At 71.0% G+C, this 24,160-nt stretch carries 19 protein-coding genes and 2 tRNA genes; 4 read left to right on the top strand and 17 right to left on the bottom strand.

Going from position 1 to position 24,160, the window contains the following annotated elements; all coding sequences use genetic code 11:
- Window positions 1-9: 9 nt before the first annotated feature.
- From mrdA to ACFY61_RS06455, 7 genes are all read right to left on the bottom strand, one after another.
- On the bottom strand, window positions 10-2,178 hold the full coding sequence (gene mrdA, locus ACFY61_RS06485) for a penicillin-binding protein 2 (RefSeq protein ID WP_389467724.1): 2,169 nt from the start codon (window positions 2,176-2,178) through the stop codon (window positions 10-12).
- A 16-nt stretch (window positions 2,179-2,194) separates the two neighbouring features.
- Complete coding sequence (gene mreD / locus ACFY61_RS06480; protein ID WP_389467721.1) at window positions 2,195-2,890, bottom strand: rod shape-determining protein MreD; 696 nt, start codon at window positions 2,888-2,890, stop codon at window positions 2,195-2,197.
- Window positions 2,891-2,894: 4 nt separating this feature from the next.
- Complete coding sequence (gene mreC, locus ACFY61_RS06475; protein WP_389467719.1) at window positions 2,895-3,845, bottom strand: rod shape-determining protein MreC; 951 nt, start codon at window positions 3,843-3,845, stop codon at window positions 2,895-2,897.
- A 140-nt stretch (window positions 3,846-3,985) separates the two neighbouring features.
- The gene (locus tag ACFY61_RS06470) at window positions 3,986-5,005 is read right to left on the bottom strand and encodes a rod shape-determining protein (protein WP_125647420.1); all 1,020 of its coding nucleotides are present in this window, start codon (window positions 5,003-5,005) and stop codon (window positions 3,986-3,988) included.
- 355 nt (window positions 5,006-5,360) lie between these two features.
- Window positions 5,361-5,771 (bottom strand): nucleoside-diphosphate kinase, encoded by a 411-nt coding sequence (gene ndk, locus ACFY61_RS06465; RefSeq protein ID WP_389467717.1) that lies wholly within the window; start codon window positions 5,769-5,771, stop codon window positions 5,361-5,363.
- Window positions 5,772-5,860: 89 nt separating this feature from the next.
- Complete coding sequence (locus ACFY61_RS06460; RefSeq protein ID WP_389467715.1) at window positions 5,861-6,211, bottom strand: DUF4233 domain-containing protein; 351 nt, start codon at window positions 6,209-6,211, stop codon at window positions 5,861-5,863.
- A gap of 7 nt (window positions 6,212-6,218) precedes the next feature.
- Window positions 6,219-7,736, bottom strand: a complete 1,518-nt coding sequence (locus ACFY61_RS06455; RefSeq protein ID WP_389467712.1) for a bifunctional folylpolyglutamate synthase/dihydrofolate synthase — start codon at window positions 7,734-7,736, stop codon at window positions 6,219-6,221.
- 126 nt (window positions 7,737-7,862) lie between these two features.
- On the opposite strand from ACFY61_RS06455, the gene ACFY61_RS06450 reads away from it, so the two are divergent.
- The gene (locus ACFY61_RS06450) at window positions 7,863-8,912 is read left to right on the top strand and encodes a rod shape-determining protein (RefSeq protein ID WP_389467711.1); all 1,050 of its coding nucleotides are present in this window, start codon (window positions 7,863-7,865) and stop codon (window positions 8,910-8,912) included.
- A gap of 49 nt (window positions 8,913-8,961) precedes the next feature.
- Here ACFY61_RS06450 and ACFY61_RS06445 read toward each other — a convergent pair whose 3' ends face one another.
- Window positions 8,962-10,128, bottom strand: a complete 1,167-nt coding sequence (locus ACFY61_RS06445) for a sensor histidine kinase (RefSeq protein ID WP_389467708.1) — start codon at window positions 10,126-10,128, stop codon at window positions 8,962-8,964.
- Window positions 10,129-10,570: 442 nt separating this feature from the next.
- On the opposite strand from ACFY61_RS06445, the gene ACFY61_RS06440 reads away from it, so the two are divergent.
- Window positions 10,571-13,180 carry a YfhO family protein gene (locus ACFY61_RS06440; protein ID WP_389467706.1) on the top strand — a complete coding sequence of 870 codons (2,610 nt, stop codon included), beginning with the start codon at window positions 10,571-10,573 and terminating at the stop codon, window positions 13,178-13,180.
- Window positions 13,181-13,262: 82 nt separating this feature from the next.
- Here the strand turns inward: ACFY61_RS06440 and ACFY61_RS06435 are convergent, their stop codons facing one another.
- On the bottom strand, window positions 13,263-15,884 hold the full coding sequence (locus ACFY61_RS06435) for a valine--tRNA ligase (protein ID WP_389467703.1): 2,622 nt from the start codon (window positions 15,882-15,884) through the stop codon (window positions 13,263-13,265).
- Window positions 15,885-16,010: 126 nt separating this feature from the next.
- On the opposite strand from ACFY61_RS06435, the gene ACFY61_RS06430 reads away from it, so the two are divergent.
- The gene (locus tag ACFY61_RS06430; protein ID WP_389467700.1) at window positions 16,011-16,958 is read left to right on the top strand and encodes a hypothetical protein; all 948 of its coding nucleotides are present in this window, start codon (window positions 16,011-16,013) and stop codon (window positions 16,956-16,958) included.
- A gap of 100 nt (window positions 16,959-17,058) precedes the next feature.
- On the opposite strand, the gene clpX is transcribed toward ACFY61_RS06430, so the two are convergent.
- The 5 genes from clpX to ACFY61_RS06405 form a co-directional block, all read right to left on the bottom strand.
- On the bottom strand, window positions 17,059-18,345 hold the full coding sequence (gene clpX / locus ACFY61_RS06425) for an ATP-dependent Clp protease ATP-binding subunit ClpX (RefSeq protein WP_007264060.1): 1,287 nt from the start codon (window positions 18,343-18,345) through the stop codon (window positions 17,059-17,061).
- A 103-nt stretch (window positions 18,346-18,448) separates the two neighbouring features.
- Window positions 18,449-19,117 (bottom strand): ATP-dependent Clp protease proteolytic subunit, encoded by a 669-nt coding sequence (locus ACFY61_RS06420; protein WP_389467697.1) that lies wholly within the window; start codon window positions 19,115-19,117, stop codon window positions 18,449-18,451.
- 57 nt (window positions 19,118-19,174) lie between these two features.
- A complete protein-coding gene (locus tag ACFY61_RS06415) occupies window positions 19,175-19,792 on the bottom strand; it encodes an ATP-dependent Clp protease proteolytic subunit (protein ID WP_389467694.1) in 618 nt (205 codons plus the stop codon).
- A gap of 238 nt (window positions 19,793-20,030) precedes the next feature.
- A complete protein-coding gene (gene tig / locus ACFY61_RS06410; protein WP_389467692.1) occupies window positions 20,031-21,416 on the bottom strand; it encodes a trigger factor in 1,386 nt (461 codons plus the stop codon).
- A gap of 162 nt (window positions 21,417-21,578) precedes the next feature.
- Window positions 21,579-21,655: transfer RNA gene (locus ACFY61_RS06405), tRNA-Pro, on the bottom strand.
- A gap of 178 nt (window positions 21,656-21,833) precedes the next feature.
- Between ACFY61_RS06405 and ACFY61_RS06400 the strand changes: the two genes are divergently transcribed.
- Window positions 21,834-21,904, top strand: a tRNA-Gly gene (locus ACFY61_RS06400).
- Between the two features lie 86 nt (window positions 21,905-21,990).
- Here ACFY61_RS06400 and ACFY61_RS06395 read toward each other — a convergent pair.
- The 3 genes from ACFY61_RS06395 to ACFY61_RS06385 form a co-directional block, all read right to left on the bottom strand.
- Window positions 21,991-22,185, bottom strand: coding sequence for a hypothetical protein (locus tag ACFY61_RS06395; RefSeq protein WP_389467689.1), 195 nt, complete (start codon window positions 22,183-22,185; stop codon window positions 21,991-21,993).
- Between the two features lie 134 nt (window positions 22,186-22,319).
- Window positions 22,320-22,763, bottom strand: coding sequence for an HD domain-containing protein (locus ACFY61_RS06390; protein ID WP_389467687.1), 444 nt, complete (start codon window positions 22,761-22,763; stop codon window positions 22,320-22,322).
- Window positions 22,764-24,149: a pyridoxal phosphate-dependent decarboxylase family protein gene (locus ACFY61_RS06385; RefSeq protein WP_389467684.1), complete on the bottom strand. Its 1,386-nt coding sequence runs from the start codon at window positions 24,147-24,149 to the stop codon at window positions 22,764-22,766.
- Between the last annotated feature and the right edge of the window lie 11 nt (window positions 24,150-24,160).

Here is a 24,160-nt window from a genome sequence, read left to right as displayed (position 1 = left end):
CATCACGTCTCAGTCATGCCGCAGCGGCGGCGGGCCGGCGAGCGCGGGCGGCGCCAGGTCTTCCGGGGACGGGGGTACGTACGGCTTGATCTCGGGGGCGTCGATGGTGCCGTCGGGGTTGACGGTGGGCAGCTTCGCCTCGGGCTTGGGCAGCAGGGCCTTCCTGAGGTCCTGCTTGCCGTCCATGGTCAGGCCGTAGATCGCGTTGTAGAGGTTGCGCACGGCGGGACCGGAGGCGCCGGAGCCGGTGCCGCCCTGGGAGATGGTCATGACGATGGTGAAGTCGTCGGTGTAGGTCGCCAGCCAGGAGGTGGTCTGCTTGCCGTAGACCTGGGCGGTGCCGGTCTTGGCGCGCATCGGGATCTTGTCCTGCGGCCAGCCGCCGAAGCGCCAGGCGGCGGTGCCGCCGGGCTCGACGACCATGCGCAGGCCGTGGTCGAGGTCCTTGATGGTGGCGGCGTCGACGGGCAGCTTGCCGTGGGCCTTCGGCTTGATCTCCCGGACGGTGCCGTCGGGGCCGACGACGGCCTTGCCGACGGTGGGGTCGTGGAGGGTGCCGCCGTTGCTGATGGCCGCGTAGGCGGTGGCCATCTGGATGGGGGTGACGAGGACGTCGCCCTGGCCGATGGCGAAGTTGATGCTGTCGTAGGCCTTCAGCTGGTTGCCCTCGAGGCAGCTCTCGTAGGCGATCTGCTCGACGTAGCTGCCGCCCTTCTTGCCCTGCTTGCACCAGGCGTCCTTGTTGGCCTCCCAGAAGCTCCGCTTCCACTGGCGGTCCGGGATCCGGCCGGTGACCTCGTTGGGGAGGTCGATGCCGGTCTCGGAGCCGAGCCCGAAGTCGCGGGCGGTCCGGTAGAACCAGTCGTGGGCGTCCTTCTTGGGGCTCAGGCCGCCGTCGCGGTTCCACTCCTTGTGGCCGAGGGCGTAGAAGACGGTGTTGCAGGAGAACTTGAGGGCTTCGCCGAGGGTGATGGGGCCGTGGCCCTTGGACTCGAAGTTGGCGAAGCTCCGGCCGCCCATGTTGTAGGAGGCGCTGCAGTTGTACTTGGAGTCGAAGGGGTAGCCGGCGCGGACGGCTGCGCTCGCCGACACCACCTTGAAGATGGAGCCGGCCGGGGACTGGCCCTGGATGGCCCGGTTGAGCAGCGGGTAGTTGGAGTTCTTGCTGGTGAGCCTGGCGTAGTCGGCGCCGGAGATGCCGCCGACCCAGACGTTGGGGTCGTAGTCGGGCTGGGAGGCCATCGCGACGATGCGGCCCGTCCTGGACTCCATGACGACGACGGCGCCGGCGTCGGCCTCGTACTTGCGGCCGGTGATCCGGTCGGTCTCCTTGCGGACGGTCTTCATCGCCTGGTGGAGCTCGTACTCGGCGACGGCCTGGACGCGGGCGTCGATGCTGGTGACCAGGGTGGACCCGGCCACGCCCGGGTCGGACTTGGTCTCGCCCATGACCCGGCCGAGGTTGTCGACCTCGTACGAGGTGACCTGCGCCTTGCCGCGCAGCTCCTTGTCGTAGGTGCGTTCGATGCCGGAGCGGCCGACCTGGTCGGAGCGCAGGTGCGGGGAGTCGGTGTTCTTGGCCTTCTGGATCTCGTCGTCGGTGACCGGCGAGAGGTAGCCGAGGACCTGCGCGGCGCGGGCGCCGCCGAGTGCCGGGTAGCGGCGTACGGCCATGGGTTCGGCGGTGATGCCGGGGAAGTCCTCGGGGCGTTCGCGGATCTGGAGGGCCTGCTGGGTGGTGGCTTCCAGGGTGACCGGGATCGGCTGGTACGGGGAGCCGTTCCAGCAGGGCTTGGGGGTCTTGGAGTCGCAGAGCCGGATCTTGTCCATGACGTCCTGCGGCTTCATGTCGAGGACCCCGGCGAGGCGCGTCAGGACGGCCTTGCCCTTGTCCTTTATCTTCATGAGCTCGGTGCGGGACGCGGAGACGACGAGGCGGGTCTCGTTGTCGGCGAGCGGGACGCCGCGGGCGTCGAGGATGTCGCCCCGGACGGCGGGCTGGACGACCCTCTGGACGTGGTTGCTCCTGGCCTCGTCGGCGTACTCGTGGCCCTGGCGGATCTGCAGGTACCACAGGCGCCCGCCGAGGGTGACCAGCAGCGAGAAGACGAGTACCTGGATGATGACGAGCCGGATCTGCACCCGGGGGGTGCGGCCGGTCTCGGGGATGTTGGTCATGCCTCGGGTTCCCCCCTCACAGCTTCTTGACGCTCTTCACGCCCTTGACGCCCTTTATCCGGCCGGCCCGGTTGGCGCGGCCCCGCGCCGTCTTCAGGCGGAGGCCGCCGCGCGGGCTGTTGATGCGCAGGCCGGTGCCGCCGGCCAGCCAGCCGGAGGAGACGTCGGTGCCCTGGGGCGGTCCGCCGCCGGCCTCCACGGCCATCGGGTCGTTCTCGGCGCGGCGCGCCAGGGCCATGATGAACGGCACCGTGAACGGCGCGAGCAGCAGGTCGTAGAGGACCGCGCTGAACAGCAGTCCGGCGAGGCCCACGTGGCGTTCGGCGGTGTCGCCGACCAGGGCGCCGACGCCCACGTAGAGCATGATCGAGCCGAGGGCGGCGGCGACCACGGTGAGCATCGGGCCCCAGACCGAACGGAAGCGGCCGTTGTCCGGGCGGGCGAGCCCGGCGAGGTAGCCGATGACGCAGAGCACCAGGGCGTAGCGGCCGGCGGCGTGGTCGGCGGGCGGGGCGAGGTCGGCGAGGAGCCCGGCCCCGAAGCCGACCAGGGCGCCCGAGGTCGGCCCGTACACCAGGGACAGGGCGACCACGGTGAGCAGCATCAGGTCGGGGACGGCGCCGGGGAGTTGGAGCCGGCCCAGGATGGTGACCTGGACGACGAGGGCGACGACGACCAGGGTGGAGGAGAGCAGGATCCGGTTGAAGGGCATGGCTCTAGCGCTCCTCCTCGTCCGTGGGGCGGCCGGACACGGCCGGGGAGGGCGTGACCGTGACGGTGACCGTCGGAGTGGGCTTCGGGGGCTCGGGCTTGGGCGGGAGGACGGCGTCGCGCGGGTCCTGGCGGGGCGGCACCACGACCACGCCGACGATGTCGAGGCGGGAGAAGCCGACGAACGGGCGGACGTGGACCGTCCGGGTGAGTCCGCTGCCGGCGGGGTCGATGCGGACCACCTCGCCGAGCGGTACCCCGGGCACGAACGGCTTGTTGGCGCGGGAGCCGAAGGTGACGAGGCGGTCGCCGGGACTGATCCGGGCGCGGCCGTTGAGCATCTGGACGGACAGGGCGCGGTCGCCCTGTCCGGTGGCGAAGCCGAGTTCGCCGGTCTTCTCCAGGCGGGTGCCGACGGTGAAGTCCGGGTCGTTGGCGAGCAGTACGGTGCTGGTGTCGGGACCGACGGTGGTGACCCGGCCGACGAGCCCGTCGCCGTTGAGGACGGTCATGTCGCGCTGGATGCCGTCCTTGCTGCCGGCGTCGATGGTGACGGTCCAGGAGAAGCCCTGGGCCGCTCCCATGGCGATGACCTCGGCGCCCTTGATGCCGTACTGGCCGGCGCCGGCCCGCTTGAGCATGGTGTCGAGTTCCTGGATGCGGCTGCGGGTGCGGTCCTCGCTGCCCAGTTTGAGCTTCAGGGCGGCGTTCTCGCGTTCCAGCACGGTGATCCGGCTGTGTCGCTCGCCGGAGTCCCGTACCGCTCCTATGGCGTTGGCGACCGGGTCGACCGCGGTCGCCACTCCCATCTCGACCGGTCCCAGGACCGCTGCGGCGGCGCGCCGGGCACCGTCGACCGGGGACTCCTCGCCCGCCCGGATGTCCACCGTGATCAGCGCGAACGCGATGGCGACCAGCAGTACCAGGAGCAGCCGGCTCTCTCGTGTGTCCCTCACGTGCGGCGGCCGTGCCTTCCTCATCGGAATCGTCTGTGTCTGTATATCAACGATCCGCCGTACGGGCGCGACAGCACCCGTACGGCGGATCCTTGTGTTCCGTATGCCCCCCGTGCGGGGGATCTGTACGCGGCCGGGGGCTACCGCCGGGGCTGGGCGTCCAGGACCTGCTGGAGCGCCTCGAACTCCTCCACGCACTTGCCGGATCCGAGTGCCACGGAGTCCAGCGGGTCCTCGGCGATGTGGATGGGCATGCCGGTCTCCCGGCGCAGCCGCTCGTCGAGGCCGCGGAGCAGGGCGCCGCCGCCGGTGAGGACGATGCCGCGGTCCATGATGTCGCCGGAGAGCTCCGGCGGGCACTTGTCGAGGGTGGTCTTGACGGCGTCGACGATGGCGTTGACCGGCTCCTCGATGGCCTTGCGGACCTCGGCTGCCGAGATGACGACGGTCTTGGGCAGGCCGGAGACGAGGTCGCGGCCCCGGATCTCGGTGTGCTCGTCCTTGTCGAGGTCGTACGCCGAACCGATGGTGATCTTGATCTGTTCGGCGGTGCGCTCACCGAGGAGGAGGCTGTACTCCTTCTTGATGTGCTGGATGATCGCGTTGTCGAGTTCGTCGCCGGCCACCCGGATGGACTGGGCCGTGACGATTCCGCCCAGGGAGATCACGGCGACCTCCGTGGTGCCGCCGCCGATGTCGACCACCATGTTGCCGGTGGCCTCGTGCACGGGCAGGCCGGAGCCGATGGCGGCGGCCATGGGCTCCTCGATGATGTGCACCTGACGGGCTCCGGCCTGGGTGGACGCCTCGATGACGGCGCGGCGCTCGACCCCGGTGATGCCGGAGGGGACGCAGACGACGACGCGCGGGCGGGCCAGGTATCGGCGCTTGTGGATCTTGAGGATGAAGTAGCGCAGCATGCGCTCGGTGATCTCGAAGTCGGCGATCACGCCGTCCTTCAGGGGGCGTACGGCGACGATGTTGCCGGGCGTCCGGCCGATCATCTTCTTCGCCTCGGAGCCGACCGCCAGGATGCCGCCGGTGTTCGTGTTGATGGCGACGACGGAAGGTTCGTTCAGGACGATCCCGCGGCCCCTCACGTACACCAGCGTGTTGGCGGTCCCGAGGTCGACAGCCATGTCACGGCCGATGAACGACATTGAGTTCCCCTTGTTCCCCATGAGGAGCGTCTGGCCTTCCAGTTGATAGCGGCTGCTGTCAGGTCGGCGAGGTGGGTGTGTGGGTGGAGGCCCCATCGTAGTGCCGCCGGTGCGGAAGTCGCGCGACGGGACTCCGGCGGCGCCGCCGAAACGGTTACCCGGTCCGGTGGACGCCCCACTGGTGGTGACGTCGTGTCCTGCCCATGCGTTCCCCGCGGACCCCGGGAATACCGAAGGGCGACCGAAATTACTTCGGTCGCCCCAGGTCATGAGCGCTATATGGCTGATGTTACGTCAGGACGGAGTCTTCCGGCTTGCCGTCTTCCGACTCCCGCCCTTCCGCTTCACAGGGTTTTCACAGAGCGGGGAAGAACAGCTTCAGCTCTCGCTCCGCGGACTCCTCGCCGTCCGAGGCGTGGATGAGGTTCTCCCGGACGATGGTGCCGAAGTCGCCCCGGATGGAGCCGGGCGCGGCGGCGATGGGGTCGGTCGGGCCGGCGAGCTGGCGCACGCCCTCGATGACCCGCTCGCCCTCGACGACGAGGACGACGACGGGGCCGGAGGCCATGAAGCCCATGAGGGGCTCGTAGAAGGGCTTGCCCTTGTGCTCACCGTAGTGGGACTCCAGGGTCTCCTGGTCCAGCGTGCGCAGCTCCATCGCCGGGATGGTCCAGCCGGCCTTGCGCTCGATGCGGCCGATGATCTCGCCCACCAGGCCGCGACGGACGGCGTCGGGCTTGAGGATGACGAGAGTGCGCTGGGTCATGGGTTTCGGCTCCTTGCGGCAAACGGGTGCGGTCGTACGAGGCTACAGGGCGGCGGCGGCCCGCCCCCGGCCCGGGCTCAGCCCTGCGCTCAGGCCTGGGCCTCGCGCTGGGCGTTCTCCGCGGCCCAGCGGGCCTTGATGGCGTCGACCTTGCGGCCGTAGTGCACCGAGCACCACCACAGGCCCGCGAACACGGCGCCCAGGAAGAACATCGTCGGCACCACGAAGCCGCTCAGGATCAGCCCGATCTGCAGGGCCCAGCCGATCTGCACGGCTCCGGGGCGGGACAGCATCCCGCACAGCAGCAGCGACACCAGCATCGCGACGCCGCAGACCGTCCAGACCGTCGTCTGGGAGAGGTCGCCCTTCATGGCGACGAGCCCGGCGAAACCGATCACGAAGAACTCGCCGATCAGCGTGGAGGCGCACAGGGTACGCACGGTCGAATCAGCCCCTCTTCAGCAGCAGGCGGGCCTCGCCCACCGTGATCACGGAGCCGGTCACCAGGACGCCGGCCCCTCCGTACTCGGCCTCTTCCTCCGCCAGGGTGATCGCCGCCTCCAGCGCGTCGTCGAGCCGCGGCTCGACCTGCACCCGGTCGGCGCCGAAGACCTCGACGGCGACGGCGGCGAGCTCGTCCGCGTCCATCGCCCGCTGGCTCGTGTTCGCGGTGACCACGACCTCCGCGAAGATCGGCTCGAACGCCTCCAGAACGCCCCGGACGTCCTTGTCCGCGCTGGTGCCGACCACGCCGATCAGGCGGCTGAAGCCGAAGGACTCGGTGACCGCCTCGGCGGTGGCGGCCGCGCCGGCCGGGTTGTGCGCCGCGTCCAGGACCACGGTGGGGCTGCGGCGCACGACCTCCATCCGGCCCGGGGAGGTGACCGTGGCGAACGCCCGGCGCACCGTCTCCACGTCGAGCGGGCGGGCGTGTTCCGCGCCGATGCCGAAGAACGCCTCCACCGCGGCCAGCGCCACCGCCGCGTTGTGGGCCATGTGCGCGCCGTACAGCGGGAGGAAGACGTCCTCGTACTCGCCGCCCAGGCCGCGCAGCGTCAGGTGCTGGCCGCCGACCGCGACCTCGCGGGACACGACGCCGAACTCCATGCCCTCGCGGGCCACGGTGGCGTCCACCTCGACGGCCTTCTTCAGCAGCACCTGCGCCGCGTCCGCCGGCTGCTGGGCCAGGATGACGGTGGCGCCGGGCTTGATGATGCCGCCCTTCTCCTCCGCGATCTCGCCGGGCGTGGTGCCGAGGCGGTCGGTGTGGTCCAGGCTGATCGGGGTGACGACGGCGACCGAGCCGTCGATCACGTTGGTGGCGTCCCAGCTGCCGCCCATGCCGACCTCGACCACGGCGGCGTCGACGGGCGCGTCCGCGAAGGCCGCGTAGGCCATACCGGTGAGCACCTCGAAGAAGGACAGCCGGTACTCCTGCGCCGCGTCGACCATCTCGACGTACGGCTTGACGTCCCGGTAGGTCTCGACGAAGCGTTCCGCCTCGATCGGGGCGCCGTCCAGGCTGATCCGCTCGGTGATCGACTGCACGTGGGGGCTGGTGTAGCGGCCGGTGCGCAGGTCGAAGGCGTTCAGCAGGGCCTCGATCATGCGGGCGGTGCTGGTCTTGCCGTTGGTGCCGGTGACGTGGACGGAGGGGTAGGCGCGCTGCGGTTCGCCGAGTACGTCCATCAGGGCGGCGATGCGGGCGACCGACGGCTCCAGCTTCGTCTCGCCCCAGCGGGTGGACAGCTCCTGCTCGACCTCGCGCAGTGCCTGCGCCACCTCGGGGTCGAGCGGCCGGGCGGGTACGGGGTCGCCCTGCGGCGGGCCGGCCTGCGTGCGCAGGGTGCGGCTGCCGGCCTCGATCACCGCCAGGTCCGGGTCGCGGTGGGTCTCTTCGGCCACGATCTCTTCGAACTCGTCGAACGACTCGGACCGGGGGTCGCTGGGCTGCTGCTCACTCACGCCCCCAGTCTACGGAGCGGGGCCGCCGGGACCGCCGGGACCTTCGGCCCGGCCGGTTCGGGACTTTCGGCGCGAATCGCGGCCTGATCGTTATGCAAGCCTTGCGGCTGGGAGATAGGGGTACGAATGCCGCAGACCAGCAGCAGTACGACGGCGTCCAGCCGCGACATCGGGATGGACCTGGGGACGGCGAACACCCTGGTCTACGCACGGGGGCACGGCATCGTCCTGAACGAGCCGTCCGTGGTCGCGGTGAAGGCGGGTACGACGACGGCCCTGGCGGTCGGCGACGAGGCCAAGGCGACCCTGGGCCGGACGCCCGGTTCGATCACGGCGATACGGCCGCTGCGGGGCGGGGTGATCTGCGACTACGAGGCGGCGGAGGAGATGATCCGGCACTTCGTGCGCAAGGCCGTGCCGGGACGCCGGGCGCGCACCCGGATGGTGGTGTGCGTGCCGTCCGGGGTGACGCCGGTGGAGCGGCGGGCGATCGTGCACGCGTCCACCAGGGCCGGGGCCCGGTCGGTGCACCTGATCGAGGAGCCGATGGCGGCGGCGATCGGGGCGGGGCTGCCGGTGGCCGAGCCGCGCGGCTCCATGGTGGTGGACATCGGGGGCGGCACCACCGAGGTCGCGGTGATCTCGCTGGGCGGGATCGTCACGGCGCGGTCGCTGCGGGTGGGCGGGGACCGGCTGGACGCGGCGATCACGGACTTCGTGCGCGGGGAGCACGGGCTGCTGGTCGGCGAGCGCACGGCGGAGGACGTGAAGGTGGCCGTCGGCTCGGCCTGGCCGGTGCCGGACCGGCCCGAGCTGGAGACGCGGACCCACACCGTGCGCGGCCGGGAGCGGGTCGGCGGCATGCCGAGGACGCTGGAGCTGTCGGCGCCGGCCGTGCGGGCGGCGTTGGAGGAGCCGGTGGAGGCGGTGATCGCGGCGGTGCGGGCCACGCTGGAGGAGTGCCCGCCGGAGCTGTCCGGGGACGTGATGGAGCACGGCATCGTGCTGACGGGCGGCGGGGCGCTGCTGCCCGGGCTGGACCTGCGGATGGCGTCGGCGACGGGCATCCCGGTGTTCGTGGCGGACGCCCCGCTGGACTGCGTGGCACTGGGCTCGGGCAGGTGCGTCGAGGACCTCGACACGATGAGCCGCCTCCTGACCCCGGCCCGACCGTAGCCCCGCCCGGCGGACCGGGGCGGGGTGCCGGGGTCGAACGTCGGCGGGGCTAGTGGCGGGGCAGGGTTGCCTCGACGCGGTAGGCGGAGGCAGTCCGCGTGGTGGTCAGCGTGCCGCCGAGGCTGCGGACGCGTTCGGACATGCTGGCCGTCCCCGACCCCGCCGAGACCGGTGTCCGCGCCGTGCCGGAGGCGGACAGGCCGTTGCTGACGGCGATCCGCAGCCGTGGCCCCTCCGCGGCGATGCGGACGTCGACGGTCTGCCCCCGCGCGTGCTTGGCCGCGTTCGTGAGGCATTCCTGGACCACCCGGTACACCGCTGCCTGCCGCAGCGGCGACAGTTCGTGGACGTCGGGGTCCATGGCCAGCCGGACCGGCGAGCCGGCCCGGCCGCTCTCCTCGGCGAGTGCGGGCAGCCCGTCCACGCCGGGGGTGGCGGCCCGTTCGCCGCGCTGCACGATGATCTCGTTGAGCACCAGGTGGGCCCGGCGAGCGGTGTCGGCGAGTTCCTCGAAGTCCTTGGCGTGGGCGGTCTCGCGGGACCGGACGGACAGCACTTCGGAGCGGACGGTCAGCAGCGTCAGTTCGCGGCCGACGAAGTCGTGGACGTCGCGCGCGACGGCGGTGCGTTCCTGCTGGACGGCCTGGAGGACGGCGGACTCGGCGCGGCGGGCGTCGAGTTCCCGGACCAGGTCCTGGCGGTACGCGGCGATGCCGACGGCGGAGGCGAGGACGCCGATGGGAACGACCAGGCTGAGGAAGGAACTCAGGCTCTCGGCGCCGCCGGCCGCCCCGGGGCGTTCCAGCGGCCACCCCGGCACGGCGAACAGCAGCAGCGCGAAGAGGACGTAGCCGATGGTGGCGAGGACGCCGGCCGTCCGGCCCCGGTAGCGGCCGACCGAGTAGAGGGCGAACTGGACGAGGGTCAGTTCGTGCAGCCAGCCGATGAAGAGGAGGGCCACCGCGAGCGACAGCCACGGCAGCCGGCGGCGCAGGACCAGGGTGGCCGCGCCGGCGGCGAGGACGGCGGCGGCCAGCGGACCGTTGAGGGAGTTGTCGGCGGCGGCGAGGCCCGGCAGGTCCAGGGCCATCAGCGCGAGGCAGCTCAGCGCGGTCAGCACGTCGAGTGCGCGGGGCGACCCGGTCCAGCTGCCGGTGAGCCGGCGGCCGAGTGCCACGGCCCGCCGGTACGCCGGGGCGAGGGGCTGGGTGCGCATGCCCTCCATCATCCGTGGTCGGGGGCACGGACCGGGATCAAACGGGCACCGGGGGGTAGTGAGATTCGGCACTCGCAGTAGGGGCCGGAAGTCCCGGCCGGCCGGGACCTCCGTGCCCGGCCGACCGCGCCTGCCGCGCCTGCCGCGTGCTCCCCTCGGCTCCGGCGCCGCCGGTCAGCCGCTCGCCCGCTCCGCGCCGCGGAGCCCGCCCCTGCCCCACCGCGAACGCGGTGTTCGGCTCTCGCGAGACCCTCGTACCCGCTGCGCCGGATTCCGCACTGGCCGGCACCTTTGTCGATCTTTGCGGCTGTGTCCGTGCTCTCCCTGTGGAAGTTCGGTAATCGAACGTTCTGACAAATTCCTTAGGATGGTCACAGCCGACGGCCCTTGATCTGGCCGGCCGGGGGGAATTCACCGTCAAGGGCTCAAGGACTTCCACAGCATGACGACCGCTTCGACCACGCCTGCCTCGGCGCGCCCCGACACGGGCCGCCGACCCGCCGACACCGGGGCGGCCGCCCCGGCTCCGGGACGGCTCGGGGCGGTGGCCGCCCTGGCCTCCGCGGTGCTCTCGATGGCCGCGTACTGCGCCGGGCTCGCGGCGCACGGCACCTATCCGTTCGGCCCGGCGCCGCGCGCGGTCAACGACCTGCGCCACCAGTACGTGCCGTTCCACACCCATATGTGGGACCTCCAGCACGGCACCGCGCAGGGCGACCTGTTCTTCAACTGGCAGAGCGGCTACGGGGTCGGCTTCCTCGCCGATTTCCTCACCTATCTGACGAATCCTTTCTCCTGGGTGGCCGGCGTACTCCCCCGCGAACACGCCGAGTTCTCCACATTCCTGGTGAGCCTGCTGAGCATGGGGCTGGCGGCCGCCCTGATGACCGTCTTCCTGGGCCGGCTCCGCCCCGGCTCCCCCTGGCTGCGCGCCCTGCTGTCCGCCGGCTACGCGGTCTGCGGCTGGGGCGTGGTCGAGGGAACGGTGGTCCCGATGTGGACCTGGGGCCTGGTCGCCCTCCCGCTGCTCTGCATAGCCGCCGACTGGGCCCTGACCGGGCGCCGCTGGGTGCTCGGCAGCCTGGCCGTCGCCGTCTGCTGGTTCGGCAACTTCTACACCGCGGCCATGGCCACCATGGCCGCCGCGCTCGTCCTCGTCCTGCGCCTGCTGCTCGCCCGGACCGACTGGCGCACCCGGTTCCGGGTCCTGGGGCGCGCGTCCGCGATGACCGCCGCGGGAATGCTGCTGGCCGCCCCCGCGATCCTGGTGTGCGGGCTGGCCAACGCCCAGTCCCAGCCCACCGACCGGTTCGTGGTCAGCGTCGCCACGGAGCCGCTCACCTACCTGGCGATGCTCATACCGGGCACCCTGCCCAAGCACCCCGCCCCCAACGTCTTCGCCGGCGTCCTGGCCCTGCTGCTGGTGCTGACCCTCCCGTTCCAGTCCCGGGTCCGGCGCCGGGAACGGATCGGCTGGAGCGCGCTGCTGCTGCTCACCGCCGTCTCCTTCGTGATCACGCCGACGGCCAAGCTGTGGCAGGGCCTGACGCTCCCCCACGGCGCCCCGTTCCGCGAGTCCTTCGTCCTCAGCGGCATGATGGTGATGGCCGCCTGGATCTGCCTGGCCCACGCCCCCAAGCCGCGCGCGCTGCTCGGCGGCACCGCCCTGTTCGGCCTGCTGGTGCTCCTGACGTACGGGGAGCAGCCGGTCAACCGCTACGCCGGGACCATCGCCGTGGCCGGCGGCGCCTCCGTGGCCGCCTTGCTGCTGCTGTACGCGCGGGGCCTGCGCCGTCCCGCGCGGGTCACGGTCGTCGGCCTGCTCGCCGGGTCCGTCCTCGCCACCACCGTCTACGCCGTGTACGGCATCGCCGTCCTGCACGACCCCCGGCACCGCGGCCCGGCCCGCGCCCAGACCACGACCGAGCTCGCGGACAACGCCCACCGGCAGCTCGCCGCGCACGGCACCTGGCCGGCCACCCGCACCGACCCGGGGCCCGACGTCTTCGTGACGAACAACGACACGATGCTGGTCGGCGGCCAGGGCGGCGCCTACTACAGCAGCTACGTCACCGTGGAGACGGCGACCGGGCTGCGCGGCCTCGGGCTCGGCTACGCGATGGGCGGCCGCCACCTGTGGCCCGCCCGCGGCCCGGTCCTCCAGGCCCTGCTCGGCATCGGCGCCGTACTGGAACCGGCCGGCAAGGACGACGTCCGCGTCCGCACCCTGGGCGCACCGCCGCTGGTCACCGTACGGGCGCAGGGCAGCGACCAGCCGTACGGCGCCCCGGCCGGCACGGTGTGGGCCCGGCAGCAGGCCGCGCTCGGAGCCAGGGTCTACACGGTGCCCGAACTCGCCCACGCGGGCGGGCTCCCCGCGGAGCGGACCGGCACCGGCTTCGGGCTCCGCAAGGCCGAGGGCGACGGCGCCGACCAGTGGACCCGGTTCACCGCCCGCTGCGCGCCGGGCACCCGCGCCTTCATGTACGCGTCCGACCTGTACGGCGTGGCGCGCGCCGAGCGCGGCCCCAAGCAGGGCTTCCTCGGCGACCCGCCCGTGGTCAGCGCGGCCATGAAGGAGCTGGGCCCGGTGGGCCCGGACGGGCTGTTCCGCTTCGAGGTCCGGGCCGGGAAGGACGGCCAGGTGCTGCCGGCCCACGCGGTGGGCTGCCTGGACGAGGGCGCGCTGGAGAAGCGGGTGGCCGAGCTGGAGGACACCGGAGCGGTCTCGGTGCGGACCGGCGGGCACACGGTCACCGCCGAACTGCCGAAGGGCTCGACCGGCACGGCGGTCGTCGCCACGACCGCCCCGCAGGGCTGGCGGTGCTCCGTCGACGGCGGGCCGTCGCGGGAGCCGGTCTCCTACCAGGGGCTGCTGGGCGTCCCCCTCGGCGAGCGGGGCGCGGACGGCGTGTCCTGCACGTACACCCCGCCGGGGCTGAACGCGGGCCTGGCCGGGACCGGTCTGGGCGTAGTCCTGCTGGGCCTGGTCATGTTCTGGCCCTCGGCACGGCGCCGCGTGGCCGCCACCCGCAGCCTCCGCACCCGCTGACCCTCGGGCGCCCCGGGAACGGGCAGTGGCCCGGCGCCCGTGAACGGGTGCCGGGCCACTGGCCTGGAGCGGGGGTGTCCGGTTACGCGGACGGCAGGGCGCTCAGCTGGGACTGGATGCGGGCGATGTCCGCCTCCGCCTTGGCCAGCCGCCCCTTGATCTTGTCGACCACGTTGTCCGGCGCCTTCGCCAGGAACGCCTCGTTGCCGAGCTTGGCCTCCGCCTGCTGCTTCTCCTTCTCGGCCGCGCCGAGGTCCTTCGCCAGCCGCTTCCGCTCCGCCTCGACGTCGATCGTGCCGGACAGGTCCAGCGCGACCGTCGCCCCGGCCACCGGCAGGGTGGCGGTGGCGCTGAAGCCCTCGCCCTCCGGCTGGAGTCGGAGCAGCTGACGGATCGCGGCCTCGTGCGCGGCCAGCGGGGTGCCAGCCAGGTCGAGGCGGGCCGGGACCTTCTGGCCCGGCTGCAGGCCCTGGTCCGCGCGGAAGCGGCGGACCTCGGTGACGACGGCCTGCAGGTTCTCGATCTCGGCCTCGGCGGCGTCGTCCCGGAAACCGGAGTCCGTCGGCCACTCGGCGATCACGATGGACTCGCGCCCGGTGAGGGTGGTCCACAGCGTCTCGGTGACGAACGGGACGACCGGGTGCAGCAGCCGCATCAGCACGTCCAGGACCTCGCCGAGGACCCGGCCGGAGACCCTGGCGCCCTCGCCGCCCGCGAAGAACGTGGTCTTCGACAGCTCGACGTACCAGTCGAAGACCTCGTCCCACGCGAAGTGGTACAGCGCCTCGCTGAGCTTCGCGAACTGGAAGTCCTCGTAGTACGCGTCGACCTGCGCGACCGTCTTGTTCAGGCGGGACAGGATCCACCGGTCCGTGGCCGACAGCTGCTCGGCCGGCGGCAGCTCGCCCTCGACCGTGGCACCGTTCATCAGCGCGAAGCGCGTCGCGTTCCAGATCTTGTTGGCGAAGTTCCGGGACGCCTGGACCCAGTCCTCGCCGATCGGGACGTCCGTGCCCGGGTTGGCGCCCTTGGCCAGGGTGAAGCGGACGGCGTCGGAGCCGTACTTGTCCATCCAGTCCAGCGGGTCGACGACGTTGCCGAAGGACTTCGACATCTTCTTGCCGCGCTCGTCGCGGACCAGGCCGGTCAGGGCGATGGTCCGGAACGGAACCTCGCCGTCCATCGCGTACAGGCCGAACATCATCATCCGGGCGACCCAGAAGAAGATGATGTCGTGGCCGGTCAGCAGGACGTCGGTGGAGTAGAACTTCGCCAGGTCCGGGGTCTTCTCCGGCCAGCCGAGCGTGGAGAACGGCCACAGGCCGGAGGAGAACCAGGTGTCCAGGACGTCGGTGTCCTGGTGCCAGCCCTCACCCGCCGGCGGCTGCTCGTCGGGGCCGACGCAGACGATCTCGCCGTTCGGGCCGTACCAGATCGGGATCCGGTGGCCCCACCACAGCTGGCGCGAGATGCACCAGTCGTTCATGTTGTCGACCCAGTCGAAGTAGCGCTTCGACATGTCGGCCGGGTGGATCGCGACGCGGCCGTCGCGGACGGCGTCACCGGCGGCCTGCGCCAGCGGGCCGACCTTGACCCACCACTGCATCGACAGGCGCGGCTCGACGGTGGTCTTGCAGCGCGAGCAGTGGCCGACCGAGTGGAGGTACGGGCGCTTCTCGGCGACGATCCGGCCCTGCGAGCGCAGGGCGCCGACGACCGCCGAACGGGCCTCGTAACGGTCCAGGCCGAGGAAGGGGCCGTGGACGGTGATGACGCCGTGCTCGTCCATGATCGTCATGGAGGGCAGGTCGTGGCGCTGGCCGATGGCGAAGTCGTTCGGGTCGTGCGCCGGGGTCACCTTGACGGCACCGGTGCCGAACTCGGGGTCGACGTGCGTGTCGGCGACGACCGGGATGGTGCGGTCGGTCAGCGGCAGCTTGATCTGCTTGCCGATGAGGTGGCGGTACCGCTCGTCGTCCGGGTGGACGGCGACGGCGGTGTCACCGAGCATCGTCTCGGCCCGGGTCGTGGCGACGACCAGGGAGTCCTCGCCCTCGCCGTACTTGATGGAGACGAGCTCGCCGGCGTCCTCCTGGTACTCCACCTCGATGTCAGAGATGGCGGTCAGGCAGCGCGGGCACCAGTTGATGATGCGCTCGGCGCGGTAGATCAGCTCGTCGTCGTAGAGCTTCTTGAAGATGGTCTGGACGGCCTTGGACAGGCCCTCGTCCATGGTGAAGCGCTCGCGGGACCAGTCGACGCCGTCGCCGAGACGGCGCATCTGGCCGAGGATCTTGCCGCCGTACTCTTCCTTCCACTGCCAGACGCGGTCGACGAACTCCTCGCGCCCCAGGTCGTGGCGGGACTTGCCCTCCTCGGCGAGCTGCTGCTCGACCTTGTTCTGGGTGGCGATACCGGCGTGGTCCATACCGGGCAGCCACAGGGCCTCGTGACCCTGCATGCGCTTGCGGCGGGTCAGGGCGTCCATCAGCGTGTGCTGGAAGGCGTGGCCCAGGTGGAGGGAGCCGGTGACGTTCGGCGGCGGGATGACGATGGTGTACGCCGGCTTGTCGCTCTTGGCGTCGGCCGTGAAGTAACCGCGCTCTACCCAGCGCTCGTAGAGCTTCCCCTCTACCTCGGCCGGCGCGTACTGGGTCGGCAGTTCGGAGTTCGGGGTGCTGGGTGTCTGCGTGTTCTCGGTCACGGGCACAGTTTAGAGGCGTAACGGTCCGGTACTGAAACCGGTAATGAGGGGGCCCGGAGCCCGGGCCGTCAGCGGCTTCCGACAGGATGTGTGGAACGAATAAGCATCCTCTAGGGGGACGTCGACATGAGCTACAACCAGCCCGGCCCGTACGGGGGCCAGCCGCAGCAGCCGAACCCGTACGGCCAGCCCCAGCCGCAGCAGCCCAACCCGTACGGCCAGCCCCAGCCGCCGCAGGGCCAGCCCGGCTACGGCTACCCGCAGCAGCCGGGGGTCCCCCCGCAGGGCTACCCGCAGCAGCCGCCCGCGCCCCCGATGGGCCAGCCGTCGTACGGCTACCCCCAGCAGCCGGGCGGCGCCCCCTACGGCGCCCCGCAGCCGCCGAAGAAGTCGAAGGCGGGCGTCATCGTCCTGGCGGCGGTCGTCGCGGTCGCGGCGATCGGCGGCGGCGCGTGGTTCCTCCTGGGCGGCAGCGGCGGCGGCAACGGCGACGTCTCCGACTCCACCAAGGGCTACAAGATCGTTCCGCCGGCGTCGGTCGGCGAGTACCAGAAGGGCAAGAACGGCGCGGACAGCTTCACCGACAAGGAGAAGCAGGAAGCCGAGAAGGTCGGCATCAAGGACCCCGGACAGGAGACCCAGTCCTACCAGTCCGGCGACAAGTCCAACCCGCTCGCGATGAAGCAGCTGATGTTCTCGGGCACCTACGGCGAGATCGCGGACCCCGAGAAGACGCTCGACGGCTCCTTCGAGATCATGAAGGCGAGCGCCGCGAAGGACGACGACAACGAGGTCAACTGGGTCGGCAGCGCGGAGACGATGAAGCCGGCCGGCTTCTCGGGCGCCCTGATGAAGTGTCAGGACCTTCAGCTCAAGAGCAAGAAGCCCTCGGACAACCCGATGGCTCCGAAGGAGCTGAACCTGACCATGTGCATCTGGACGGACTACAGCACCATGGGCATGGTGCTGCCGATGGACATGGGCGCGATCATGACCAACAAGCCGGGCTTCACCAAGGACCAGGTCGCGGAGCTGGCCGCCAAGCTCTACAACACGTCCCGCGTCAAGAAGTAACCGGCGCGCGGCCGGCCGGCGGCAGCGGCCGGAGCAGTCCCTGACATGCGGAAGGGGCACCCCCCGTGGGGGGTGCCCCTTCCGCATGACCGTGCGTCGGCTACGCCGACTTCTCGTGCGGGCCCTGGTCCTTCGGGACGATGCGGGGGACCAGCGTCGGGTTGACGTTGGAGCGGACCACGTCCGCGGTGATGACCACGCGGGCCACGTCCTTGCGGGACGGGACCTCGTACATCACCGACATCAGCACCTCTTCCATGATGGCGCGCAGGCCCCGCGCGCCGGTCTGGCGCAGGATGGCCTGGTCGGCGATGGCCTCCAGCGCCTCGCGCTCGAAGTCCAGCTCGACGCCGTCGAGTTCGAAGAGACGCTGGTACTGCTTCACCAGCGCGTTGCGCGGCTCCACCAGGATCTGCAGCAGCGCTTCGCGGTCCAGGTTGTGGACCGAGGTGATGACGGGGAGCCGGCCGATGAACTCGGGGATCATCCCGAACTTCACCAGGTCCTCCGGCATGACCTCCTGGAACTGGTCGCTCGCCTCGATCTCCCGCTTGGAGCGGATCGTCGCGCCGAAGCCGATGCCCTTGGCACCCGCCCGCGACTCGATGATCTTCTCCAGGCCGGCGAACGCGCCGCCCACGATGAACAGCACGTTCGTCGTGTCGATCTGGATGAACTCCTGGTGCGGGTGCTTGCGGCCGCCCTGGGGCGGGACCGAGGCCGTCGTGCCCTCCAGGATCTTCAGCAGGGCCTGCTGGACGCCCTCGCCCGAGACGTCGCGGGTGATCGACGGGTTCTCGCTCTTACGGGCGACCTTGTCGATCTCGTCGATGTAGATGATCCCGGTCTCGGCCTTCTTGACGTCGTAGTCGGCCGCCTGGATCAGCTTGAGCAGGATGTTCTCGACGTCCTCGCCGACGTAACCCGCCTCCGTCAGCGCCGTCGCGTCGGCGATGGCGAAGGGGACGTTCAGCATCCGGGCCAGGGTCTGCGCCAGCAGCGTCTTGCCGGAGCCGGTCGGGCCCAGCAGCAGGATGTTGGACTTGGCCAGCTCGATGGCGTCGTCACGGCCCTGCGCGCCGCCGTTCTCGCCGGCCTGGACCCGCTTGTAGTGGTTGTACACCGCGACGGAGAGCGCCTTCTTCGCCGGCTCCTGGCCGACGACGTAGCTCTCCAGGAACTCGTAGATCTCGCGGGGCTTGGGGAGTTCCTCCCACCGCACCTCGCTCGTCTCCGCGAGCTCCTCTTCGATGATCTCGTTGCAGAGGTCGATGCACTCGTCGCAGATGTACACACCGGGCCCTGCGATGAGCTTCTTCACCTGCTTCTGGCTCTTCCCGCAGAACGAGCACTTGAGCAGGTCGCCGCCGTCACCGATGCGTGCCACGAGGTGCTTCCCCTTCGCCTGGGAGACGCCTGGTTCAGCGCTCCTGGTGCCTCATATCCGACGGTACCTTGCCGGGGCCCCCGTTCGGGGCCCCGTGCAGGTATCAGGCCGCGTTCATCTTCCGGGTGGAGATGATCTGGTCGATCAGGCCGTAGGCCAGCGCGTCCTCGGCCGTGAGGATCTTGTCGCGCTCGATGTCCTCGCGGATCTTCTCGATCGGGGTCGAGGAGTGCTTGGCCAGCATGGACTCCAGCTGGTCACGCATGCGCAGGATCTCGTTGGCCGCGATCTCCAGGTCGGAGAGCTGCTCGCGGCCGGTCCCGCCGGACGGCTGGTGGATGAGCACGCGGGCGTTCGGCAGGGCCATGCGCTTGCCGGGGGTGCCGGCGGCCAGCAGGACGGCGGCGGCGGACGCGGCCTGGCCCATGCACACCGTCTGGATGTCCGGCTTCACGAACTGCATGGTGTCGTAGATCGCCGTCAGCGCGGTGAAGGAACCACCGGGGCTGTTGATGTAGATCGAGATGTCCCGGTCCGGGTCCATCGACTCCAGGCACAGCAGCTGCGCCATGACGTCGTTGGCGGAGGCGTCGTCGATCTGGACGCCGAGGAAGATCACGCGCTCCTCGAAGAGCTTCGCGTACGGGTCGTACTCGCGCACGCCCTGCGAGGTGCGCTCGACGAAGCGCGGGACGACGTAGCGGTTGTCGACCGGCGCTCCGGTGTAGAGGCCGCTCGCGGAGAAGTTGTTCAGCATCTGGGTGTTCACCATCCTGGTGGCGTTCTGCGGGCTGGGGCTGCGGGTGCTGTCCGGCGTTCCGGCCGGATGTCAGGCCCCGGTACCGCCGCCGCCCGGGACGAGGGACGCGGCAGAGATGATCTCGTCGATCAGGCCGTAGTCCTTGGCCTCCTCCGCCGTGAACCAGCGGTCGCGGTCGCCGTCGCGGATGATCGCCTCGACCGTCTGGCCCGAGTGGTGCGCGGTGATCTCGGCCATCCGCTGCTTGGTCCGCAGCAGGTACTGCGCCTGGATCTTGATGTCCGACGCGGTGCCGCCGATGCCGGCGGAACCCTGGTGCATCAGGATGTCGGTGTTCGGGAGCGCGAAGCGCTTGCCCGACGTGCCACCGGTCAGCAGGAACTGGCCCATCGAGGCCGCCATGCCCATGCCGATGGTCACGACGTCGTTCGGGATGTACTGCATGGTGTCGTAGATCGCCATGCCCGCCGTCACCGAACCACCGGGGCTGTTGATGTACAGGTAGACGTCCTTCTCCGGGTCGGCCGCCAGGAGGAGGAGCTGCGCCGTGATCTTGTTGGCGATCTCGTCGTCGACCTGCTGGCCGAGGAAGATGATGCGTTCGCCGAGCAGCCGGTTGTAGACATGGTCGCCGAGGCCGCCACCGATGGACGGCTCACCCGCGGCGTAAGGCTTCAGATTCGTCACGTATCCACCTGCTCGTCTCCGACGGCTCACCCGCCGTCTCAGCGTCTTGTCCGGAGGGCAGTGCCCTCATAGTCATGGACCCTAACGCGCAGGTCGGACAACGCCATCCCGGTTCCGGAACTGTTCGCTCGGAGCGCAAGCTCCGCCCGACGGCCGCCGGGGATGCCGAAGGGCCCGGACGCATGCGCGTCCGGGCCCTTGCGTCGCAGCTCAGAGGCTTACGGGGGCGTGAGGGGCCTTACTTGGCCTCGGCCTCGTCGTCACCCTCGACAGCGGCCTCGACGACGTCGGCGGCCTGCTCGACCTCGTCCTCGTCGTCGGACAGGTCGACGACCTCACCGTTGGTGTCGGTGACCTTGGCGGCCTCGACGACGAGCGCGAGGGCCTTGCCGCGGGCGACCTCGCCGACGAGCATCGGGACCTGGCCGCCCTCGACGACGGCCTGGGCGAACTGGTCGGGGGACATGCCGGAGGAGGCCGCACGACGCATGAGGTGCTCGGTGAGCTCCTCCTGGTTGACGTTCAGCTTCTCCTTGTTGACCAGGGCGTCCAGCAGGAACTGGGTCTTGATGCCCTTGACCGCCTGCTCCTTGGTCTCGGCCTCGAACTCCTCGACCGTCTTGCCCTGGAACTCCAGGTACTTCTCCAGCGTCAGGCCCATCTGGCCGAGCTGGTGGTGCTCCAGGTTGTGCTTGCGGGTGTTGACCTCGTCCTCGAGCAGCTTCTCGGGGACCGGGATCTCCGCGAGCTCCAGGAACTTCTCCAGCACGCGCTCCTGGGCCTGGGTGGCCTGGTCGTACTGCTTCATGTTCTCGAGGCGCTTGCGGCTGTCCGCCTTCAGCTCCTCCAGGGTGTCGAACTCGCTCGCCAGCTGCGCGAACTCGTCGTCCAGGGCCGGGAGCTCCTTGGCGGCGACCTTGGAGACCTTGACGGTGACCTCGGCGTCCTTGCCCTCGGCGGAGCCGCCCTTCAGCTGCGAGGTGAAGGTGGCCTCGCCGCCGGCCTCGAGGCCCTTGACGGCCTCGTCGATGCCGTCGAGCAGCTCGCCGGAGCCGATGGTGTAGGAGACGTCCGAGGCGACGCCGTCGGGCAGCACCTCGCCGTCGACCTTGGCCTCGAGGTCGATGGTGACGACGTCACCGTCCTGCGCGGCGCGCTCGACGGTGTTGGTGGACGCGAAGCGGTTGCGCAGCTGCTCGACCGACTTCTCGACGTCCTCGTCGGTGACCTCGACCGCGTCGACCTCGACCTCGATGCCGGAGAAGTCCGGGATCTCGATCTCGGGGCGGACGTCGACCTCGGCGGTGAAGGCCAGCAGCTCGCCGTCCTTCAGCTCGGTGATGTCGACCTCCGGCTGGCCCAGGGGGTTCAGCTCGGCCTCGTTGACGGCCTCCGTGTAGAACTTCGGGAGGGCGTCGTTGACGGCCTCCTCCAGCACCGCACCGCGGCCGAAGCGCTGGTCGATGACCCGGGCCGGGATCTTGCCCTTGCGGAAGCCCTTGACCGTGACCTGCTGGTTGATCTTCTTGTACGCCGCGTCGAGGCTGTCCTTGAGCTCCTCGAAGGGCACCTCGACAGTGAGCCGAACCCGAGTCGGGTTCAGGGTCTCCACGGCGCTCTTCACGGTTCGGTCTCCTTGTGGCTGACTTCTGGGGTTCTGCCGACGCTGCGAATTCAGCGGTCCGGCGGATCGGGCCCGGCACATCAGACACACGGGCACGCAGCTTGCATAGTAACCGCAAGCGGGAAGCAGCCCACAACGCGATCTTCGTGGTGGCGGTGCTGGTGGTCGGGGTGGCCGGATTCGAACCGACGACCTTCCGCTCCCAAAGCGGACGCGCTACCAAGCTGCGCCACACCCCGTCGGTGCGACACGTAGGGTACATGCCCGCGGACGGTCCGACACGCAGGGTTTCCGACCTCGTCCGCTCTCCCGGCCGCGCTCCGGCGGGCTTGCCCGGATAGTGGTGTGCGATCCGCGGACCGGACCCGCTAGGATGCTGTCCGTGCCGCGGTCCTCGCGACCTGCGGCGCGCGCTGTGCGGGCGTAGCTCAATGGTAGAGCACTAGTCTTCCAAACTAGCTACGCGGGTTCGATTCCCGTCGCCCGCTCTGCAGTACCGAGGGCCAGGTCGTCAGACCTGGCCCTCGGTCGTTTCCCTGGTGCCGCCCGGGGACGTGGGGGCGGGCCGGCGGGCTCAGAGCTTGATGTTGGCGATGGTGGTCGCCAGGGACTCCAGGAACCGGTTGACGTCGTCCGAGACCGAGCTGGAGGCGAGGAAGAAGCCGAAGAGCGCGGCGACTATGGCGGGGCCGGGTTTGATGCTCTTGCTCCGGATCATGACCACGAGGATGACCCCCAGCAGAACCACCACTGACAGCGAAATGGCCACAACTGATCACACCTTCGGTCGTCCCCTGGTCGGCCCCGGGGGCACGGCCCGCGTACCCCCGTACGGACCATCGTGCCACCAACGGGCCCCGGGTATCCGCCCCGTGGTGAGGATTTCTCCCAACTGGCGTGGTTTCAGAGGCCCAGGAGGGAGCGGGCGCGGGCGTACTTGGCGGTCAGGCGGTCACGGGTGGGGGCGTCGAGGACGGCGAGACGGGCGGGGTCGGCGTTGTGGGCGAGGTCGGCTTCCTTGACCAGCAGGGCGCCGGGGGTGGCCAGGATGCGGGCGGTGTACTCCTCGAGGGGTTCGCCCGGGCGTTTGGTGAGGGCGAGGACCATGGCCTTGACCTCGTCCGGGAGGGCGGCGGTTTCCAGCCAGTCGGCGGACAGGGCGTCGTCCTCGACGGCGTCGTGCAGCCAGGCCGCGGCCTGCTGTTCCGGGCTGCCGCCACGGGCGCGTACGCCCTCGGCCACGGCCGCGAGGTGTTCGGCGTAGGGCCGGCCGGCCTTGTCGGTCTGGCCCTCGTGTGCCGCGCGGGCCAGAGACTCGATCTCGGTGAGGGTGAGGTGTCCGGGCATTCACAGTCCCTTCGCGGCGTGCCGGAGGGCGTCGGCGGCCCGTCGGACATCGGCTGGTGTCGTACGCCAGTTGGAGAACGCGGCGCGCAGGGCCGGGGTTCCCGCCAGGACGGTCGGCGTGACGAACACCTCTTCGGCGACGGCCTCGCGCAGGGCGGTGAGGCGGTCCGCGTCGGGCCGGTCGGCGAGGGTGAAGCAGACGACGTTCAGCCGGACGGGGGCGAGCAGCCGGAAGGCGGGGTCGGCGTCGAGCAGTTCGCCGAGGGCACGGGCGCAGGCGATGTCGCGTTCGACGATCTCGCGGTGGCCCGCGCGGCCGTAGGCGGTGAGGGTGAACCAGGTGGCGAGGGCGCGCAGGCGGTGGGAGTTCTCGGGGGTGAGGTGGACCAGGTCAGGGTCGGGGCCGAGGGGGCCGAGGTAGGCGGCGGCGTTGGCGAAGACCCTGGCCTGGAGGTCCTGGCGGCGGGTGAACAGGACCGCGCTGTCGTAGGGCACGTTCAGCCATTTGTGCAGGTCGACGCAGACGGAGTCGGCCAGGCCGAGGCCCGCCGTGAGGTGGGCGTGGTCCGGGGAGAGTCCGGCGAACGCGCCGAAGGCGGCGTCGGTGTGGAGCCAGAAGTCGTGCCGGTCCTTGAGCGCGGCGAGGGCCCGGAGGTCGTCGAAGTCGACGGTGTTGACGGTGCCGGCGTTGGCGACGACGACGGCGGGTCCGGGGGTGTCGGCGAGGGCGCGGCCGAGGGCGGCGGGGTCGACGGCCTCCCGGCCGGGCAGGGTGGGGACGGGGACGAGCGAGTTGCGGCCGAGGCCGAGTACGGCGAGGGCCTTGGCGATGGAGGAGTGCGGGGCGCCGGAGAGCACGCGTACGGGGCCCAGGGCGGCGGCGCCGTCCTCGGCCGGGGAGACGCCGAGGCGTTCGCCGAGCCACTCGCGGGCGACGGCCAGGCCGGTGGTGTTGGACATGGTGGCGCCGCTGACGAAGACGCCGGAGTGCTCGGCGGGGAGCCCGAAGAGCTCGCGGAGCCAGGCGGTGGTCTCGCGTTCGAGGTCCTGGCCCGCGGCGTCGAGGGCGGAGTTGGAGTTCTGGTCGTGGACGGCGGTCAGCCAGTCCCCGGCGAGGGCGGCGGGGGTGGCGCCGCCGGTGACGAAGCCGAGGTAGCGGGGGCCGGCGGAGGCGGAGAAGCGGGGGGCCCGGTCCTCGGCGAAGGAGCGCAGCGCGGCGGCGAGCCCGGTACCGCGGTCGGGGAGCGGCGGCCGCCCGGGGGCGGGCCGGGCCGGTGGTACGACCGGGCGGGCGTCGAGGCCGCCGAGCGTGCCGGTGGCGTGGCGGAGGGTCTGCGCGAGGAGCTCGGGCAACTGGTCGAGGTCGGCGGCGAGGCGCGGGTGCATGGTGCGCAGGC

The sequence above is a fragment of the Streptomyces sp. NPDC012888 genome (assembly GCF_042900645.1).
Taxonomy (GTDB): domain Bacteria; phylum Actinomycetota; class Actinomycetes; order Streptomycetales; family Streptomycetaceae; genus Streptomyces.
The sequence above is the reverse complement of the archived record's forward strand: the minus strand, read 5'-3'. Positions and strand labels throughout refer to the sequence as shown.